Source organism: Marinobacter sp. (assembly GCF_965229985.1).
Taxonomy (GTDB): domain Bacteria; phylum Pseudomonadota; class Gammaproteobacteria; order Pseudomonadales; family Oleiphilaceae; genus Marinobacter.
On record NZ_OZ245935.1, the window covers coordinates 3,437,473 to 3,455,904 of the forward strand.

General features: G+C 56.3%; 17 protein-coding genes. 9 read left to right on the forward strand and 8 right to left on the reverse strand.

Going from position 1 to position 18,432, the window contains the following annotated elements; translation table 11 throughout:
* Positions 1–12: 12 nt before the first annotated feature.
* On the reverse strand, positions 13–1,335 hold the full coding sequence (locus ACO06L_RS15615; RefSeq protein WP_202346445.1) for a DASH family cryptochrome: 1,323 nt from the start codon (positions 1,333–1,335) through the stop codon (positions 13–15).
* 176 nt (positions 1,336–1,511) lie between these two features.
* On the opposite strand from ACO06L_RS15615, the gene ACO06L_RS15620 reads away from it, so the two are divergent.
* Positions 1,512–2,624, forward strand: a complete 1,113-nt coding sequence (locus ACO06L_RS15620) for an S-(hydroxymethyl)glutathione dehydrogenase/class III alcohol dehydrogenase (RefSeq protein ID WP_202346446.1) — start codon at positions 1,512–1,514, stop codon at positions 2,622–2,624.
* Positions 2,625–2,707: 83 nt separating this feature from the next.
* Here ACO06L_RS15620 and ACO06L_RS15625 read toward each other — a convergent pair whose 3' ends face one another.
* The 7 genes from ACO06L_RS15625 to ACO06L_RS15655 all read right to left on the reverse strand — a co-directional run bounded on the left by ACO06L_RS15625 (position 2,708) and on the right by ACO06L_RS15655 (position 12,445).
* On the reverse strand, positions 2,708–3,316 hold the full coding sequence (locus tag ACO06L_RS15625; protein WP_421845935.1) for an antibiotic biosynthesis monooxygenase: 609 nt from the start codon (positions 3,314–3,316) through the stop codon (positions 2,708–2,710).
* A gap of 63 nt (positions 3,317–3,379) precedes the next feature.
* The gene (locus tag ACO06L_RS15630) at positions 3,380–4,708 is read right to left on the reverse strand and encodes a DUF1329 domain-containing protein (protein ID WP_336143915.1); all 1,329 of its coding nucleotides are present in this window, start codon (positions 4,706–4,708) and stop codon (positions 3,380–3,382) included.
* Between the two features lie 15 nt (positions 4,709–4,723).
* Positions 4,724–6,637, reverse strand: a complete 1,914-nt coding sequence (locus ACO06L_RS15635) for a DUF1302 family protein (protein WP_062783150.1) — start codon at positions 6,635–6,637, stop codon at positions 4,724–4,726.
* Between the two features lie 43 nt (positions 6,638–6,680).
* The gene (locus ACO06L_RS15640; protein ID WP_202346448.1) at positions 6,681–9,146 is read right to left on the reverse strand and encodes an efflux RND transporter permease subunit; all 2,466 of its coding nucleotides are present in this window, start codon (positions 9,144–9,146) and stop codon (positions 6,681–6,683) included.
* An 11-nt stretch (positions 9,147–9,157) separates the two neighbouring features.
* Positions 9,158–10,150, reverse strand: a complete 993-nt coding sequence (locus ACO06L_RS15645; RefSeq protein ID WP_202346449.1) for a WD40/YVTN/BNR-like repeat-containing protein — start codon at positions 10,148–10,150, stop codon at positions 9,158–9,160.
* Between the two features lie 256 nt (positions 10,151–10,406).
* Positions 10,407–12,113, reverse strand: coding sequence for a sigma-54-dependent Fis family transcriptional regulator (locus ACO06L_RS15650; RefSeq protein ID WP_064229181.1), 1,707 nt, complete (start codon positions 12,111–12,113; stop codon positions 10,407–10,409).
* 113 nt (positions 12,114–12,226) lie between these two features.
* On the reverse strand, positions 12,227–12,445 hold the full coding sequence (locus ACO06L_RS15655; protein ID WP_202346450.1) for a hypothetical protein: 219 nt from the start codon (positions 12,443–12,445) through the stop codon (positions 12,227–12,229).
* A gap of 50 nt (positions 12,446–12,495) precedes the next feature.
* On the opposite strand from ACO06L_RS15655, the gene ACO06L_RS15660 reads away from it, so the two are divergent.
* From ACO06L_RS15660 to ACO06L_RS15695, 8 genes are all read left to right on the forward strand, one after another.
* A complete protein-coding gene (locus ACO06L_RS15660; RefSeq protein ID WP_014579139.1) occupies positions 12,496–12,756 on the forward strand; it encodes a phenol hydroxylase subunit in 261 nt (86 codons plus the stop codon).
* Positions 12,757–12,806: 50 nt separating this feature from the next.
* Positions 12,807–13,808, forward strand: a complete 1,002-nt coding sequence (locus tag ACO06L_RS15665) for an aromatic/alkene monooxygenase hydroxylase subunit beta (RefSeq protein ID WP_202346451.1) — start codon at positions 12,807–12,809, stop codon at positions 13,806–13,808.
* Positions 13,805–14,074 carry an MmoB/DmpM family protein gene (locus ACO06L_RS15670; RefSeq protein ID WP_014579141.1) on the forward strand — a complete coding sequence of 90 codons (270 nt, stop codon included), beginning with the start codon at positions 13,805–13,807 and terminating at the stop codon, positions 14,072–14,074. Before ACO06L_RS15665 ends, ACO06L_RS15670 begins: the two co-directional genes overlap by 4 nt.
* 14 nt (positions 14,075–14,088) lie before the next feature.
* Entirely contained in the window at positions 14,089–15,636 is a 1,548-nt protein-coding gene (locus tag ACO06L_RS15675; RefSeq protein ID WP_202346452.1) for an aromatic/alkene/methane monooxygenase hydroxylase/oxygenase subunit alpha, read from the forward strand.
* A gap of 65 nt (positions 15,637–15,701) precedes the next feature.
* Complete coding sequence (locus ACO06L_RS15680; protein WP_202346453.1) at positions 15,702–16,061, forward strand: phenol hydroxylase subunit P4; 360 nt, start codon at positions 15,702–15,704, stop codon at positions 16,059–16,061.
* A 10-nt stretch (positions 16,062–16,071) separates the two neighbouring features.
* Positions 16,072–17,133 (forward strand): NADH:ubiquinone reductase (Na(+)-transporting) subunit F, encoded by a 1,062-nt coding sequence (locus ACO06L_RS15685; protein ID WP_062783135.1) that lies wholly within the window; start codon positions 16,072–16,074, stop codon positions 17,131–17,133.
* 13 nt (positions 17,134–17,146) lie between these two features.
* Positions 17,147–17,482, forward strand: a complete 336-nt coding sequence (locus ACO06L_RS15690; protein WP_014579145.1) for a 2Fe-2S iron-sulfur cluster-binding protein — start codon at positions 17,147–17,149, stop codon at positions 17,480–17,482.
* A 5-nt stretch (positions 17,483–17,487) separates the two neighbouring features.
* The gene (locus tag ACO06L_RS15695) at positions 17,488–18,411 is read left to right on the forward strand and encodes a catechol 2,3-dioxygenase (RefSeq protein ID WP_014579146.1); all 924 of its coding nucleotides are present in this window, start codon (positions 17,488–17,490) and stop codon (positions 18,409–18,411) included.
* Positions 18,412–18,432 lie beyond the last annotated feature (21 nt).

The window sequence follows — 18,432 nt, forward strand, 5'->3', positions numbered from 1 at the left end:
ATTTGCCTTTTACTACAGGGGCCAGTCTGCCGCATCCACTGTGTGTAAACCTACGGGCTGTTCCGCGTGTCCGCCCCAGCGGTCAATGAAGGTGCCGGTGGGATCGTACTGTTGCGTCTGTTTTTCCAGATTGAACTGCCGCAGGCCTCTCGGGTCCGCCCCTACGCCAGCCAGGTACTGCCAGTTGCCGTAGTTGCTCCCCACATCATAGTCGATCAACTGCTCCTCGAACCATGCCGCCCCGTAACGCCAGTCCAGGCCCAGTTCATTAATGAAACAGCTTGCCACCAGTTGCCGGGCCCGATTGCTCATGTAACCGGTTTCCCGCAGCTGATTCATGGCCGCGTTTACGATCGGGTATTCTGTGTTGCCCTGGCACCAGGCCTTGAAACGGTGGCCGTAGAAGGTGCCATGCCGACGTTTGCGCTGGACGCCATCCCGGCGGAACAGGTTGGCGCCGTGTTTCAGGGCGTACCAGTAGAAGTATTCCCGCCACAGCAGTTCGAACCAGAGCCAGTAGGTGGACTCGTTTTTGGTCTCACTGGCTTCATATTCGGTGATGGTTTCTGCCACTTCCCGAACCGAGAGGCACCCGTTGGCCAGCCAGGGCGAGAATTTGGAGGAGGCATCCCAGCTATCCAGAGCGTTGCGGGTCTCTTTGTAGCGGTCGATGCTGTGATTGTCGTAGAGAAATTCCTTCAGCCGACCCAGGCCTGCCGCTTCACCGCCCATGAACTGCAACGGGTGCATCGGCTCTGGTATGGGCGGGCAGTCGCCCCGGTTGTCTTCCGGAAAGCCGGGCGGTGGGGGCAGGGCCGTCAGCGTGCGAATCCTCAACCGTTCTGAGCAGCGTTCACCGGTTTTCTCAACCTGCTTGCGGAACTGGGAAAAGGTATCCGGCAAATCCTCGAGAGCCATCGGCAGGGAGCCCTCGGTGAACAGGCTCAGTGTCTCGAATTGCTGGAACAGGGTCTTGGGCAGTTTGTCCTTGATGGCTCGCCACTGGCCGGCTTCCTGGGTGCCCGGCAGGCGGGAGCGAACGATGCGCTCAATGCTGTGAGCGTGGGTAAGTTCCGGGATGACCGTTTCCGGCTCGCCATAGGCAATATGGAGTCTCTGCCCCAACGGCCGAAGGCTTCGTTCAAGGGCCATCAGGCTTTGCCAGAGAAAACGCCAGCGGTGGTCGCCCATGGCTTTGCTTTGCAGGGGGCCGGGTGCGAACCAGCGCGGATCCACAACGTAGACGCAGAGCAGCATGTCGGATTTTGAAGCGGCCAGCAGAGCGGCGTTGTCGTGCAGGCGAAGGTCCCGTGTAAACCAGTAAAGCGTGTGCAACGTAAGAGCTCCTCAACCTTTTGATTCTGCCCTGTAGATACGCTCCAGATCCAGAAAAGATTTCGGAGCCTCTGAATCGCAACATGGCCACTGCCAAGTCGGCTAGAATGAGTCAAACAGTCACGGCTGAAAGGTCGTAACCAAATACCTGCGCCATAGCAATCAAGGAGCCGAAAGTGATCAAATCCCGTGCCGCGGTGGCCTTCGAAGCCAACAAACCGCTAGAAATCGTCGAAGTTGACGTTGCACCGCCCCAGGAGGGCGAGGTTCTGGTGCGCATCGTTGCCACTGGTGTTTGCCATACCGATGCCTACACGCTCTCCGGTGCCGATCCGGAAGGCCTGTTCCCCACCATTCTGGGTCACGAAGGAGGCGGCATTGTCGAAGCCGTTGGGCCGGGCGTAAAAAGCCTGGAAGTAGGGGATCATGTCATTCCCCTGTATACGGCTGAGTGCGGCGAGTGCAAATTCTGTACATCCGGTAAAACCAACCTTTGTGGCGCTGTTCGTGCAACCCAGGGTAAGGGCGTGATGCCGGACGGTACCTCCCGCTTCTCCTACAATGGCCAGCCGCTGTATCACTACATGGGATGTTCGACGTTCTCCGAGTACACCGTACTGCCGGAAATCTCCCTGGCCAAGATTCCCAAGGAAGCGCCCCTGGACAAGGTATGCCTGCTTGGCTGCGGCGTCACCACCGGCATCGGCGCGGTACTGAACACTGCCAAGGTTGAGGAGGGCGCCACTGTGGCCATCTTCGGTCTGGGTGGCATCGGCCTGGCGGCGATCATCGGAGCCAAGATGGCCAAGGCGGGTCGGATTATCGGCGTCGACATCAATCCGGGCAAATTCGACATCGCCAAACAGCTGGGTGCCACCGATGTGGTTAATCCCAACGACTACGACAAGCCGATTCAGGAAGTGATTGTCGACATGACCGACGGCGGCGCCGACTACACCTTCGAATGCGTAGGCAACGTGAAACTGATGCGTGCAGCGCTTGAGGCCTGCCACAAAGGCTGGGGTGAATCCACTATCATCGGTGTTGCCGGTGCCGGCGAGGAAATCAGCACCCGTCCGTTCCAGTTGGTTACGGGCCGGGTCTGGCGTGGTTCAGCCTTTGGCGGTGTGAAAGGTCGTACCGAGCTGCCGGGCTATGTGGAAAAAGCCGAAAAGGGTGAGATCCCGCTGGATGTGTTCATTACCCATGAAATGCCGTTGGAAGACATCAACAAGGCGTTTGACCTGATGCATGAGGGTAAGAGTATCCGGACGGTTATTCATTTCTAACCTGATGCAGTCGTGAGCAGGCCCGGCCGGTTTGGCCTGCTCCATGCCCATTGCTGGCCGATGTGGTTCAAGAGGTCGTTTGCTCATCGGGATGAGTCGCCTTTCTTGGGAAACAGCCAGAATGCGAACCAGCGAGTCATCCTCGGCATGAGCACATAACTCATCATCAGCATCACCACCGCGGTGACCAGCAGTGTTCGTACAAAAAGCGGTATCTGTGCCAACCAGTCTCCGAACATTACGAAGACGAGCGTGACAGCCGGATAGAGTGCCAGCCAACTGACAAGGGTCATCTTCCATTTGGGTGGTGGCGTCACCGGATTTTGACCCGGCAAAGTGAACCAGGTAACGATTCCCGAAGTCACTTCCCGTTCACTGGGTTGAACCAGCAAACTTTCTATCTGCTCCAGCAGCTCCGCTCTCTCATTGGAAGCTTCCCATGCAGCAAGGGATTCCCGGTCTCGGAACTTGAACACGATGCGGTATTCGGGATCGTCGGGTGACGCCGGCCGGAACATGGCAGTACCGAGATATCCCGGAAAACGGGATGCTCGTTCGGTCATTTTGCTGCTCAGAGCCTCGAACTCTTCCTGATTGCCTTTTTTGACCCGTCGAGAGACGACAACTGTCAGAGGATCTGTTGGACCTTGTTGGCTGGCAGTTGATTGGCTATCCATCATGTTCAATATCATCAATGATCCAAAAAAGGGGCCCGCAGAAGCGGGCCCAATGGAGAAGCAACAAAGATCCGTGGATCAGCTTCCGGTTGCCCGGAGGTGTTGAACGTTGAACATCTGGGGCGGCGACAGTTCCGGATCAACCTGTCCCTTGAACTGGCCGGTGGTGCAGTGGCTGGCCTGGACATCAATCATGCTGAAGCTGTCGTCAATGGACACACCGCTGCCCTTGTTTTTCGGCAGGTGGTGATCGGGGTGTGCCTGGCCAATGGTAAAGGTCTTCCAGAGGCTACCCTTGCGGTCGTAGGACACGGTTCGGGGAATGGTGAAGGTTTGTGCGTCCATGAAATGAACACGCTTTGAGAGCGGATGGCTCTCGTCCACAGGTACGGATTCAACTTCGTAGACTTTGCGCAGCTGCCAGGTGATATCCGGGAAACAGCCACCCTGGCCGCTGAAGGACACAACCTGATAACCATCACTGTCGCTGTGGGTTTCGGGATCCAGCGTCAGATCATTGTGGTTGTAGAAGGGCATCAGCATGTAGCGAGTGCCTTTGTAGGTCCAGTTCATGTCTGAAATCCGGCCGTTATAGCCCTCAAAGTCCTCGATCATCAGATCAGAGCCTAGGAACGCGTCGGTGACCTGGCCAGTTGCCAGACGACGGACCCGACGCTGGAAGCCCAGGTACAACCAGGAGTTGTCCCGCTTCAGATCGTCCGCTGCACGATGGATCAGGAGCTGGGTGTTGCGGACATCAGCCGGGTCCAGTACCTGCACATAAATCGCCCGGAACAGGTCAGACGGGTTCGGCGTGATTTCTGGCGTCGGTTCCTGGATGACCCGGCCTTTATAGTTCAGGAAGTGGAAGTTGAACTTGATAGTGCGTTCCACCTTGCCAGAGTCCATGTCCCGGTATTTCCAGTAGAACGGGTAGATAGCCGCGCTGTCGCCCCAGTTGTAGCCATACTTGTAGTTCCAGGCCAGCTTCTCGCCGGCTCGTGGATCGTTGACGTCAGGTTCTTCGGGGAAGGGGCGGCCCGCACTCCAGCCACTGATCTCGCCCACCTCGTTTCCAAGAGACACCTGTCCCAGCGAAACCCGTGTAGCTTCGACATAGTTCGGATGCAGATCAAAGGAGGTGGTCTCGCCTACGGTGATGGTGGTCATGCCCTGCTCGATAAAACCATAGAAGGCCGGATCAATGGCGTCCTTGAACTGGGCAACGTTGCTCTGGTCAATGACCATTCCGGCTTTCAGTCCATCAAAGCTCGGTGTCTCTGTGTTGTAGGGATAGAAGGAGTTGGTAATAACTGCTTCATCGGCCATTAGTGCTGTCGACATCAGGCCTGCCATGCAGCCAGCCATCAGCCATCTAAAAACGGATTTTTTCTTTGTCGTAGTCATTTTGGTTCCTCGTTATCAGAAGCTGTAACGTGCGGTCAGCTGGATTTCGTCTTCTTTCTGGGCCATGCCGATCGGACCCGACTGGAAGCGGCCAAGGGGTTCGTATCCGGAAAGACCGGCAGATTCACCCGCAGGCTGGCCAGGATAGGCGGCGGTGAACGGATCCCAGGGGTTACAGGTGCGGCAGTCATCGAACTTGCGGGCACCATCGCCGACCTTGAAGTTGGCGCCGGCTGTGAGCCTGAAGTTGTCGTTAACCAGCCACTCCACTGACGGTGCAACTGCAGTTGCCTGGGCGCGGACGTCGTGGGCGGTAATGATTTGTGGGCTAAGACGGCCATTCATGTAGAAACCCTTGATCAACAGGGTCGCAATCCAGTTCTGTTCCCAGTCCGGAATGCCGGCTTCGCCCAGCAGACGCTGCTCGCGCTCGTGGTCAAGAATGTGCTGGCCAAAGATCTGGCCGGAAAACAGGAATGCCTGGGACTCGTTCAGGGCAGGGATGAAGATGTTCTTGTCGGCACCTACGACGTAGCGAACGACATCAGACTCGGAATACAGCTTCTCGCGCAGGGTGTTGGCAAACTCTTCACCAGAGGTGTAGGCAGTCTCAACCCGGAACACGGTGTCGATGCCCTGGGAGTAGTAGTCCAGTGAGCCGCCGACCAGGTTTACTCTCGGGAAGTGGATATCGAACGCGATCAGGCTTGGCCAAACGGCGGTATCGCCGGTGAATGCGTTCTCAGCCGGAATGCCACCGCGGAGGGAAGGGAGCTGGGAACGGTAAGTCAGAGCGTTCAGAGAGAAGCCGAGATCGCCGTATACACCTTCCAGTTTCAAACCCAGCTGGGTGTTGGAAAGGCTCCAGCTCGGCAGATGCGCCTCACGGATACCGATCTGCCCGGGGCCAAAGTCTGTTGCGATGCTGCCGTTGGCAAAGTTGGCAACGGTGCCGCCGTTTTCCCATAGATTATTCATACCACGGAAGAAGCAGCCTGCATCCAGGATGACGTTCGGCTGCCCACACTGGCCGATATCATGGGGACGGAACTGATCGAAGTTCCAGACCACCTGGAAGTTCAGGTCGTCGAAGGCGAAGCCATCGAATACCTCGGTGGGGCCCATGCGATAGTCTGACTTCAGGATCCACATGGGGATTCGGATGTCTTCCAACTCGTCGTAGATGTTGTTGCGGGAGAAATCCACCGGGTTGATAACATCCAGTACCCGGAAAAGGTCCGTGCGGCCCCAGATGACCTGCTGTTTACCCAGGCGGGTGCTCAGCACGTTGCCGCTGTCGAAGTTCAGGTCAAAATCGACATAAAGTTCACGGATGAAATCCGCCCGGTCATTGAACTCCTGGAAACGAAGCTCGTTCAGATCCTTGTCCAGGTAGTCATCAATACAGCCCCGGCTGTCGACATCGCAGGGGCGCACCGGAACACCAAATCCGACACCACCATCCTGAGGGTGCAGGTTTTCACCCAGGACGATCATGCCGTCGTTGGGGTTCTGATTGATGTCGAAACCGAAGTTGGGTGTCGGAGCGATACCGCCACCATGGGGTACGAATGGGTCAGGATTGGGCGCCAGCGCGGTGTCTTCGAGAAGAATGGCACCACCAGCGGTACGTCCATATTCATCCTTGTTCAGGTCGTACACCCCGTCATAGGTGCCGCGCAATGTGCCGTTGATGGAAACGTTGCTGAAAATGCCCACGTCGCCAATTCGTTTCTCGCCTTCCAGTTGCAGCGTATTACGGAATTTGGATAGACCGACGCCCTCTCGCCCGTAGGTTGCGTTTTCGTAGAAACCGTTGACGCGGGCATCTTCCGCAGCAACAGCTGTAGTCATTGGAACCAGCGCCAGGGTGGCACTACCCGCAAGGGTGCAGCACCAGAACCTCAGGCCTTTTATTGTTGTTTGCATGGCATGTCCTCGTTACAGGTTTTAGTGGGGCTTGGTACCGGGTTCAGGCCCGGTACGGCGCTCCCGTCACAAACCCATCGTCCTGTCTTGAATCCAACACAGGGGATGGAGCTGATTTCGTTTCCTTGTGGTCCGAATGCAGGATTCCGTCTTCATCGGCATAGACGTCGGTGATGAATCGCGGTTTGAAGGCCAGTACCCAGGAAGGCACCAGCAGCATGGCGGCCATGCCGTTGATGACGATCATCACGCATAGCAGCAGCGCAGCATCTGACTGGAATCGAAGATTGGAGAAGATGACCCACATGATGATCCCGGCCATCAGGGTCAGTGCGGTAAAACTGATGGCCATGCCTGTGGTTGAAATGGCACGTCTGACGGATTCGCGCAGGTCCCCGCACTTGGCCATTTCCTCGCGAATGCGGTCCATCATGTAGATGGAGTAATCGATACCTACGCCGATTCCCACAGCGATGACCGGAACGGTATTGATATCAATGCTCAGACCGTTCAGGCCCATGTAGGCGTAGGTGAGGGTGGTGGCGAACAGCATTGCCAGGAGCATCATCAGGCCGGCGTGCCAGGAGGTGTAGAACAGCATCACGAAGGCGAAGATGAGCAGAAAGACCAGTGGCAGAACGATCACATTGGTTTCAAAGGCTGATTCGTTCATGGCAGCTGCGACACCAAGCGTGCCGCCCGCCAGTCGAATGGTCAGGCCTTCAACGCTGTCTCCGTTTTCAGCGATCCATTCCTTGGCCATATGAATCGCACGACGGATGGTTTCGCCCTGACGGTCCTTGTAATAGAACACCAGGTTGGCGACTCGATCGTCGGTGTCGTTGAACTCATCCAGGGCGCCAGGCACCGGGCTCGATGCCATGTATGTGAACATCAACCCACCCACGTAGCCGGCATCGTGGGGGATCTGGTACCAGCGCGGGTCATCGTTGTGCATCAAACGATTCACCTGCTTGACCAGGTCGGGTAATCCCTTGCTGCCGCCTACTTCCGGATCCAGCAGCATATGAGCCTGAAGATCAGACAGAGCCTCAAGCACCTCGGGACGCTTCAGTCCGCCTTTTTCACTGGTTTCGGCAACAATGTAGAGCTCCTCGGAACCCGGGAAACGGTCATTAACCACGCGGGAAGAGATGTTGTAATCGTGGTCGGGGTAAAGGATCGGCGAGCCGGGCTCGGAATCACCAATCTGTACATTGGATGCGGCCAGCAAACCACCCAGCATGGATATAGCTGCCACGGCGAGAATGACTCGGGCCGCTCCGGGCCGAGTAACCGTTCGTGAGCAGCTGGCGCCAATGTGGCGCAAGGCAGTTTCGCGAATTTCCGGTTTTTTCGGTGTGGGCAGGATCGAAAGCAGCAACGGAACACCGATCAGGACGGTAAAAACAACGGTGATCGCCCAGAGTGACGCGTAGATGCCAAGATGGGTGTTCAGGGGGATCGAGCCAATGGCGATCAACGACAGACCAATGGCGTCGGAGACGACTCCCAAAGAGCCTGGCCGGAAAAGGCTGTCGAAGGTTGCTTTCGCCGCCTTTGGGCCGCTACCCAGTACCAGGGTCTCTGCATAGTAGCGCTCGACCAGTTGCACACCGTGGCTCATGGCTCGCGCTGCAATCAAAAAGGGGATTACCAGACCTAAGGGGTCCAGGTTGTAGCCGAGTACACTGATAATCCCAAGTCCCCACACGGTGGAGATGAGAACGCCTCCAAGGGGGATTAGCACACCGTACGCTTTACGGAAGTGGAAGATGAGCAGTGCCAGCATGGTCAGCACTGTGAAAATGAAGATCTGAAGGATCTGGTCCATGTAAGTGTAGGCCCAGCCCACCAGCACCGGCTGACCGGTGGCGTAGATGGTGACACCCTCGCCAGCCTCATTGGCGCGCAGTTCCTGAAGTTGGGCAAAGGTTGCTTCGTAATCCAGTTTGCCTTCAATGAGCTGCGCCTTGACCAGCGCCATCTTCAGATCGGGGGAAACCAGCGGCCCGTAAACCCGCGGATTGGCGGCTACATCGGCGCGCATGGCATCCAGTGCCTGCTGGGAATATTCGCCACTGGTAGAGTCGTAATAGGGCTCGGAGTTGATGCTGCCGACTTCCGTCAGCCAGATTTTCCGGGAATTGCGGTGGGTGACGCTGGAAACCAGGTTGTGGTTGACGCCCGGCAGGCTGTCGACCGCCTGGGTGATTCGATCGATTCTGGCCAGGTTGTCGTTAGTGAAGATATCACCGTCGGAAAACTCGACCCCGACCACAAGAACATTGGCACCACCGAAACTGTCCTTGATGCTGTTATGCAGCTGGATGTAAGGGTGTTGCTGAGGCAAAAGATCCGCGAAATCCGTGTAGATTTTCAGGCCTGGGGTACGCAGGGCGAAGATCAGTGTCAGTATCGCGATCACTGAAAGCACCTTGCGGGGGTTGTTGAATATCCACACTTCCAGCAGATGCAGCAGATGTGTGAAACGATGCAATCCGGGCATGGTTGATATCCTCAGTCTTTGCTGGCGGCGTTCGCCGCAGGAAGTTCAAGGTCGAAAAGCAGGCCACGACCTCCGGCAACAAGCAGTCTTTGCTCGGGCATGAGCAGGCCGGTTCGCAGATACAGCGGCTGGTCGGATTCCGAGATTTTTTTCCAGGCGGGCCCCTGCAACTGAAGAACGGTGGCATTGTCGGCAACCGCATAGAGTTCGGAGCTGCCGGGGATGAAACCGAATACCGGAGCATTGGTCTCAGTAGGCATCTGCTCCCAGCTCTCACCACCGTCTGTGGTGTGGTAGATGAACCCGTTCAGGCCGCCAACCCAGCCCTCCTCCATGGAGCGGAAGTAGCTGGTATGGGCGTAGAACTCATCCGGCAGATAACCGGCGTAATCCCAGTTAAAGCCACCATCATCGCTGCGAAGCACCATGCCGTACTCGCCGGTGGCGATGGCCTGATCCTGGTTAATGAACTGCAGGTTGTTGATGATGGCGTCTTCGTAAAGAGAGGTTTCATTCCAGTTCTCGCCCAGATCAGAGCTGTACTGGATGGTGGTAAAGCTGCCTGCTGCCCACCAACTGCCGTCAGGGGCACAAGCCACGGTCAGCATTTGTTCCTGGCTCGGCAACGGGTGCGGGGTCCAGAGGCTTCCCTGGACGTTGCCTTGCCATACCTGGTTGTCGAAGGTCAGTCCGATAAATGAGTTGTCCGGGCAAACATCCAGAGCCAGAAAGCTTGCTGTGGAATTCAGTGCCTGTCTCTTCCAGGTTTCGCCGTTATCCCGGCTGGTAAGCAGTACACCGTCGTTGCCAGTAACGACAATGACCTGATCGTTCCGGACCATGGACTGGTAGAAGTCTGTGCGCTTGGAGGATTGTTCGGAAACCTGGCGTACCGCCTCGAGATTGAGGGGCGCTTCGCAACCCGTCAGCAGCAGCGATGAACTACTGGCTATTGCGATCGCTGTACCGACAGTGCGCCATGAGCGCAGAGGGGTATTTTGCATTTTCTGTCACCGTCTTTGTTTTTGTGAAAAAGCGACTGACGGTGAGAGAGCAACCGGTATGCCATGTCCTTTAAGGCTTTTTTAACTAGCTGAAAATAAATAATTAATTCAGGATTTAACTGGTCGTTTGGACGCGCTATCAGGCCGATAGAAAAGTTTGATTTTAATCAAATGATCAAACCAGGAGGCGGATTGCTTATTTCATAAGGTGGGATTCGGTCGTCGCAACATCCCTGTTGCCCGATGGGGTTTGCTTTCAGTTTTCGGCGAGGATGCCGGATTTTTTAAGCCGGTAGGCCAGGGCCGGGCGGGTAAGTCCGAGTATGCGTGCAGCACCAGAGACATTTTGGTTGGCCTGCTCCATGGCGCGGCGCATGAGAGTCTCTTCAACTTCATCCAGACTGATGGAGTCGCCCAGAATCTGATCCGCCCAGCCCCCGGAATTTCCTGGCGAACCTTCGTGTACCACATGACCCTCGCCATCCACGACTTCATGGGGTTTTTCCGAATGATTGTCCGGGAAGACGGCGAACAAGGATTCCTGACTGATAGATTCGTTGTTATCAGTAAGAATCACGCCCCGCTCGATCACATTTTCAAGCTCTCGAATATTCCCGGGCCAACGATAATTCATACACAGAGCCAGTGCCTTGTCCGAAAGACCCAGGGTTCGTTTGTTGTATTCCGAATGGAACTTCTTTAGAAAATGCTCCACCAGTAGAGGCAGATCTTCCAGCCGGTCCCGAAGGGGTGGGATCTTTACCGGGAACACATTCAGTCGGTAGTACAGGTCCGCGCGGAACTTACCGGATTCAACGGCTTCGGCGAGGCTTTCGTTCGTGGCAGCAATCACTCGAACATTGACCGAGCGGGTGCGATTGTCACCCACCCGTTCGAGTTCACCTTCCTGCAGTACCCTTAACAGCGTGGCCTGCGCTCGAGCCGTAAGTTCGACCACTTCATCCAGAAAAATGGTGCCACCGTTAGCCCGCTCGAAGCGGCCCGGACGTGACTGATTCGCGCCGGTGTAGGCGCCCTTTTCGACACCAAAGAGTTCGGCTTCAATCAGGTCGGGAGGTATGGCTGCACAGTTCACGGCGACAAACGGCTGCTCCGCCCGCTCGCTGCGGAGGTGGACGCTTCTGGCGATGACCTCTTTGCCGACGCCGGTTTCACCCAGAAGGAGGACCGAGACCTTGCCCATGGCGGCCTTGTCGATCATCTTGCAGACCTTGTTATAAGACGCGGACTGGCCAATGCCGTAATACTGCCCCTGTTGATTCTCAAGGCTGCTGCGAAGTGAGCTCACCTGAGACTGCAAGTCGTAGAGCTCTTCGATCATGGGGTCTGCTTTGAAGTATTTGATGAACTCCTCTGAGTCTTCCCACTCTTCGGCCGGTTTCCCGACAATGTGGCATTTCTCGTCGCCGCAGCCCCGGCAGGTGACCTCCTTGAAAATGATCTGGCGTCCCATAAACGAGGAGGTATATGCGCAGGCATAGCCGAGCAGCGACCAGCAGGCAGGCTCGTCCATCTGGCCGAGTTCGGTCTGACAGATCTCCACCTCGAAAGAGTCAAACCAGTCAAGTTCCCCGTAAAAGCCCCCCGTGTCCTGATCGATATCAATCTCAATCGGGATGACTTTCACCATGCCCTTAAGAGAATGGAGCTGGGGCCCGGCCAGGAATATGTCCAGTTCGCTGCAGTGCGGGCGAAGCTTGCGGGCAAGTTCTGCATCCCGAAGTCCGGACTGATAGCCAAGGCGCAGGAAAAACCCTTTTGCCCGTTCAATGCCGATGGTATTGACCATCTCCCGGCGGAATGCAGCCATGGCGGAGACCTGCATGAGGAGCATCCGCTGTTCGCCAAACCAGATTTTGCCTTCCGTGCTTTGAAACCGGATCTGTTCCGTAAGATCCTGAAAGTCCACGTATTGCAGCTGTGGCTTGTAGCTGATTGCCATGTCAGGAGCCCCGTTTGTTGTTGTGTGGGGTTGGGGTTGTGCCCTGGATGAGAGTCCGAGTGCGGGCACGAAATTGCTGCTCTATATAACACCTGATGAAAGTCAAAAATCAATCAAATGATAAAAATCTGGCCATTGGTCTGATGGTTTTCTGTGCATCTGAGCATTTGCTGAGATGGCTTTCCCAAGTTGACCAAATAGTGAAAATCCGCCTGTTCCAACCCTCGTGGTGTTCCCTGGAACATCCTTGCTGGCCACTCCATGCAGCAAAATAAAGCTTTTAAAAACAGCAGTTTGAAAACTTTGGTTGTCGCCCGCTCAGGGTTTGGCACACCCGTTGCTCCTCTCTCACCAGCCAACAACAAAGACAATGGGGCAAACAATGACGACCCAGAACGACATCAAATCCTTCGACGAGCTGACGCGATACATCCGGGTGCGGAGTGAGCCGGGCGACAAGTTCGTGGAATTCGACTTCGCCATTGGTTACCCGGAGCTGTTCGTTGAACTCGTTCTTCCCCGCGAGGCCTTCGAAATCTTCTGCAGGCACAACAAGGTGGTCCACATGGACTCCGAGATGATCCGCGAGATCGATGAAGACATGGTCAAGTGGCGCTTCGGGGAGCGTGGGCAGCGTTACTGAGCGAAGCGCATCAGCATCCATATTCACAACAACAAGACGGTAAGGTTGATATGAGTATCGAAATCAAGACCAACTCGGTGGAACCCATCCGCCACACCTATGGCCACATTGCCCGTCGCTTTGGCGACAAGCCGGCAACCCGCTATCAGGAAGCCAGTTACGACATTGAGGCCAAGACCAACTTCCACTATCGGCCGCAATGGGATTCCGAGCATACCCTGAACGATCCGACGCGCACCGCGATCCGCATGGAAGACTGGTATGCGGTTACCGATCCGCGCCAGTTCTATTACGGCGCCTATGTAGGCAATCGCGCCAAGATGCAGGAGGCGGCCGAGACCAGCTTTGGTTTCTGCGAGAAGCGTAATCTGCTGACCCGCCTTCCCCAGGAAACTCAGAAACAGCTACTACGCCTGCTGGTGCCCCTGCGTCATGTTGAGCTTGGTGCCAACATGAATAACAGCAAGATCGCCGGTGATGCGACCGCCACAACTGTCTCCCAGATGCATATCTACACCGGGATGGATCGACTGGGGATTGGCCAGTACCTCTCCCGGATTGCCCTGATGATTGACGGCAGCACCGGTGCTGGACTCGATGAATCCAAGGGCTTCTGGATGGATGACGAGCTCTGGCAGCCCATGCGCAAACTGGTCGAAGACTCCCTGGTGATTGATGACTGGTTCGAGCTGACCCTGGTTCAGAACATCCTCATGGACGGCCTGATGTACCCCCTGGTCTACGACAAGATAGACACCTGGTTCGAGAGCCAGGGTGCGGAGGATGTCTCCATGCTCACCGAGTTCATGCGCGACTGGTACAAGGAGTCGCTTCGCTGGACCAACGCCATGCTGAAAGTTGTTGCGGGTGAAAGCGACGACAACCGTGAACTGCTTCAGAAGTGGATCGATCACTGGGAGCCCCAGGCCTACAACGCCCTTAAACCGTTGGCGCAAGCCTCAGCTGGCATCGACGCGCTAGACGAAGCCCGCGCCGAACTCGCCACCCGTCTCAAAAAATGTGGCTTGCAGAGCCAGGGAGTATCCGCATGAGCCAGCTCGTATTCATTGCCTTTCAGGACAACGACAACGCCCGTTATCTGGCGGAAGCCATTATGGAGGACAACCCGGAAGCGGAGCTCCAGCACCAGCCAGCAATGATCCGGATCCAGGCCGAGAAGCGCCTGGTCATCAACCGGGAAACGATGGAAGAAAAGCTTGGCCGGGACTGGGACGTTCAGGAAATGCTCATCGATGTAATCAGTATCGGCGGCAATGTCGATGAAGACGATGACCACTTCATTCTTCAGTGGAACTAATCGGGAGACCTATCATGGCTGTTAAAAACAAGAAATTGAACCTGAAAGACAAGTACCAGTACCTGACCCGGGATATGTCCTGGGAGCCGACCTACCAGAAGAAAGAAGACATCTACCCGGACGAGCGGTTCGAAGGCATCAAGATTACCGACTGGTCCCAGTGGGAGGATCCGTTCCGGCTGACCATGGATGCCTACTGGAAGTACCAGGCCGAGAAAGAGAAGAAGCTGTACGCGATTTTTGATGCGTTCGCCCAGAACAATGGTCACCAGAACATTTCAGATGCCCGTTACGTCAACGCGCTGAAGCTGTTTCTCAGTGGTGTGTCGCCGCTGGAGCATGCGGCGTACCAGGGTTATGCCAAGGTTGGCCGCCAGTTCAGCGGTGCCGGTGCGCGGGTCGCCTGTCAGATGCAGGCCATTGACGAGCTGCGTCATTCCCAGACCCAGCAGCACGCGATGAGCCACTACAACAAACACTTCAACGGGTTGCATGATGCGGCGCACATGCACGACCGAGTGTGGTTCCTCTCGGTGCCGAAGTCGTTCTTTGACGACGCTCGCTCTGCCGGCCCGTTCGAGTTCCTGACGGCTATTTCGTTCTCGTTCGAGTATGTGCTGACGAACCTTTTGTTCGTGCCGTTCATGTCCGGCGCTGCCTACAACGGCGATATGGCAACCGTTACCTTCGGTTTCTCCGCCCAGTCAGACGAAGCCCGGCACATGACGCTTGGTCTTGAGGTGATCAAGTTCATTCTGGAGCAGCACGAAGACAACGTGCCTATTGTCCAGCAGTGGATCGACAAGTGGTTCTGGCGTGGTTTCCGCCTGCTGAGCCTGGTGGGGATGATGATGGACTACATGCTGCCGAACAAGGTCATGTCCTGGGCGGAAGCCTGGGAGGTGTACTACGAGCAGAACGGGGGCGCGCTGTTCAAGGACCTGGAGCGTTATGGCATTCGTCCGCCCAAGTACCAGGACATCGCCAATGACGCGAAGAACCATGTAAGCCATCAGGCGTGGGCCACCTTCTACCAGTACGGCCATGCCACCAACTTCCACACCTGGATGCCTGAAAAGGAAGAGCTGGACTGGCTGTCCGAGAAGTATCCGGACACCTTCGACAAATACTACCGTCCACGCTTCGAGCATTGGGCGAAGGAGCACGCCGAAGGCCGTCGCTTCTACAACAACACGCTGCCCCAGCTGTGTCAGGTGTGCCAGATCCCGACCATTTTCACCGAGAAAGACGATCCGAGCATGCTCAGCCACCGCCAGATCGACCATGAGGGCGAACGTTATCACTTCTGCTCGGACGGATGCTGCGACATCTTCAAGAACGAGCCCGAGAAATACGTCCAGGCATGGCTGCCGGTGCACCAGATATACCAGGGCAACTGTGAAGGCGGCGACGTCGAGACGGTGGTTTCGAAGTACTACCACATCAACATCGGCGAAGACAATTTCGACTATGTGGGGTCCCCGGACCAGAAGCGCTGGCTCGCCATAAAGGGCAAGTCATCCGAGGAGAAGACCGAGAGCGCCAAGCAAGACGCAGCCTGATCCGGGATTCGCCCGGTGTCATCGGCACCGGGCGTTTCCCCCACAAAAACAACAAGGTGACCATCATGAGTGTGAACGCTTTATACGATTACAAGTTTGAACCCCGGGACAAGGTAGAGAACTTTCATGGCATGCAGTTGCTGTATCTCTACTGGCCCCACCATCTGATGTACTGCTCACCGTTTGCCTTCCTGGTGCAGCCAGACATTACCTTTGGAGCCTTCATCGAGGAGGTGCTGAAGCCGGCGGTCGAGGCTCACCCGGACTCGGCCAGAGCCAGATTCCTGGACGCCCAGTGGCAACTCAACGGCGAGCCTTTCACGCCGGACCCATCGGCCACCCTTAAGAGCAGTGGCATTGACCACAAGAGCATGCTGACTGTGATCACTCCAGAACTGAACGGCATTGCCGGCTCTGCATCCTGAGGTAAGCGCCATGAGTCACACCGTAACGATCGAGCCCATAGGCGAGCAGATTGAAGTGGAGGATGGGCAGACCATCCTTCAAGCCGCACTGCGCCAGGGTGTCTGGTTGCCGTTTGCCTGCGGGCATGGCACCTGCGCCACCTGCAAGGTCCAGGTACTGGAAGGTGATGTCGAAATTGGTGACGCCTCTCCCTTCGCCCTGATGGATATCGAACGTGACGAGGGCAAGGTATTGGCCTGCTGCGCCACTGTTGAAAGCGATGTAACCATCGAAGCGGATATCGATGTGGATCCGGATTTCGAGGGCTACCCGGTTGAGGACTATACCGCCACTGTGACGGACATCGTGGAGCTTTCTCCAACCATCAGAGGTGTGCATTTGAAGCTGGACCGCCCCATGACGTTCCAGGCGGGCCAGTACATCAATATCGAGTTGCCTGGTGTCGATGGCGCCCGGGCATTCTCTCTGGCTAATCCACCCGGCAAAGCCGATGAAGTGGAGCTGCATGTTCGTCTCGTTGAGGGCGGTGCTGCCACTACCTACATCCACGAACAACTGAAAACCGGTGATGCGCTGAATCTTTCAGGCCCCTACGGCCAGTTCTTCGTGCGCAGTTCCCAGCCTGGCGACCTGATCTTCATCGCTGGCGGTTCAGGGTTGTCCAGCCCCCAATCGATGATCCTGGATCTTCTGGCACAGAACGACGAACGCAAGATTGTCCTGTTCCAGGGCGCCAGAAACCTTGCCGAGCTCTACAACCGGGAGTTATTCGAGGCTCTGGATCGCGATCACGACAACTTCACCTATGTACCGGCTCTCAGTCAGGCGGAAGAAGACTCTGAATGGCAGGGTTTCCGTGGCTATGTCCATGACGCAGCCAAAGCCCATTTCGATGGCCGTTTTGCTGGCAACAAGGCCTACCTGTGTGGCCCCCCTCCGATGATTGATGCGGCTATCACGGCACTGATGCAGGGGCGGCTGTTCGAGCGTGACATTTTTATGGAGAAGTTCCTGACAGCGGCAGACGGGGCGGAAGACACCCAGCGTTCGGCCCTGTTCAAGAAGATATAACCGGAGGTGCGCCATGGGTATCGGATGCCAGGTAACCAACCGGACAACCGGGGACAGCTTTACTTGCGGTGAAGGGCAAAGCGTTCTCAAAGCGATGGAGCAATGGGGTGTGAAGTGCGTGCCCGTCGGCTGCCGTGGCGGTGGCTGCGGCTTCTGCAAGATCCGGGTGGTCGAGGGTGAATACGAGTGCGGGAAGATGAGCCGCGCACACGCACCGCCGGAAGCCATTGAGCAAGGGGAGGTCCTGGCCTGCCGGATCTATCCGGTCACCGATCTGACTATTGAGTGCCTGGAGCCATCCGCGCCGGGCGAAACGAGCGAGCAAACAACAACAAGAGCGTTGAGGTAACTGTCATGAAAAAAGGTGTAATGCGTCCCGGCCACGTCCAGATCCGCGTACTCGATATGGATGAGGCCCTCAAACACTACACAGACCTTCTGGGTCTTATTGAAACCGACCGGGACGATCACGGTCGCGTGTATCTGAAAGCCTGGACGGAGGTGGACAAGTTCTCGGTTGTGCTCCGACCTGCAGATGAGCCGGGCATGGACTTTATGGCCTTCAAGGTGGTGGATGAAGCCTCCCTGCAGCAACTCGAAAAAGATCTGGCAGATCATGGCGTGGAGGTTGAACAGGTTCCGGAAGGGGAACTGAAAGATTGCGGTCGGCGGGTTCGTTTCAACGCCCCCTCGGGTCACACGTTCGAACTTTACGCTGACAAGAAGTACACCGGCAAATGGGGCATTACCGAAGTCAACCCGGAAGCCTGGCCGCGTGGACTGGATGGCATGAAAGCGGTCCGCTTCGACCACTGCCTTCTTTATGGGCCAGAGTTGGCTGCCACCTACGACCTGTTCGTTAACGTACTCGGATTCTATCTGGCCGAACAGGTGCTCGACGGCGACGGAACCCGAATCGCGCAGTTCCTCACTCTGTCCACCAAGGCTCATGACATTGCCTTTATTCATCATGAAGAGAAAGGCAAGTTCCACCACGCTTCGTTCTACCTGGAAACCTGGGAAGACGTGCTCAGGGCGGCCGATCTGATCTCTATGACCGACACCTCCATTGACATCGGTCCCACCCGACATGGCCTGACCCATGGCAAGACGATCTATTTCTTCGATCCTTCCGGCAACCGCAACGAAGTGTTCTGTGGCGGAGATTACAACTACCCCGATCACAAGCCGGTTACCTGGCAGGCAGAGCAACTGGGCAAGGCCATCTTCTACCACGACCGGGTACTGAACGAACGGTTCCTGACGGTACTGACCTGACAACCGACACTGGCGCAACAG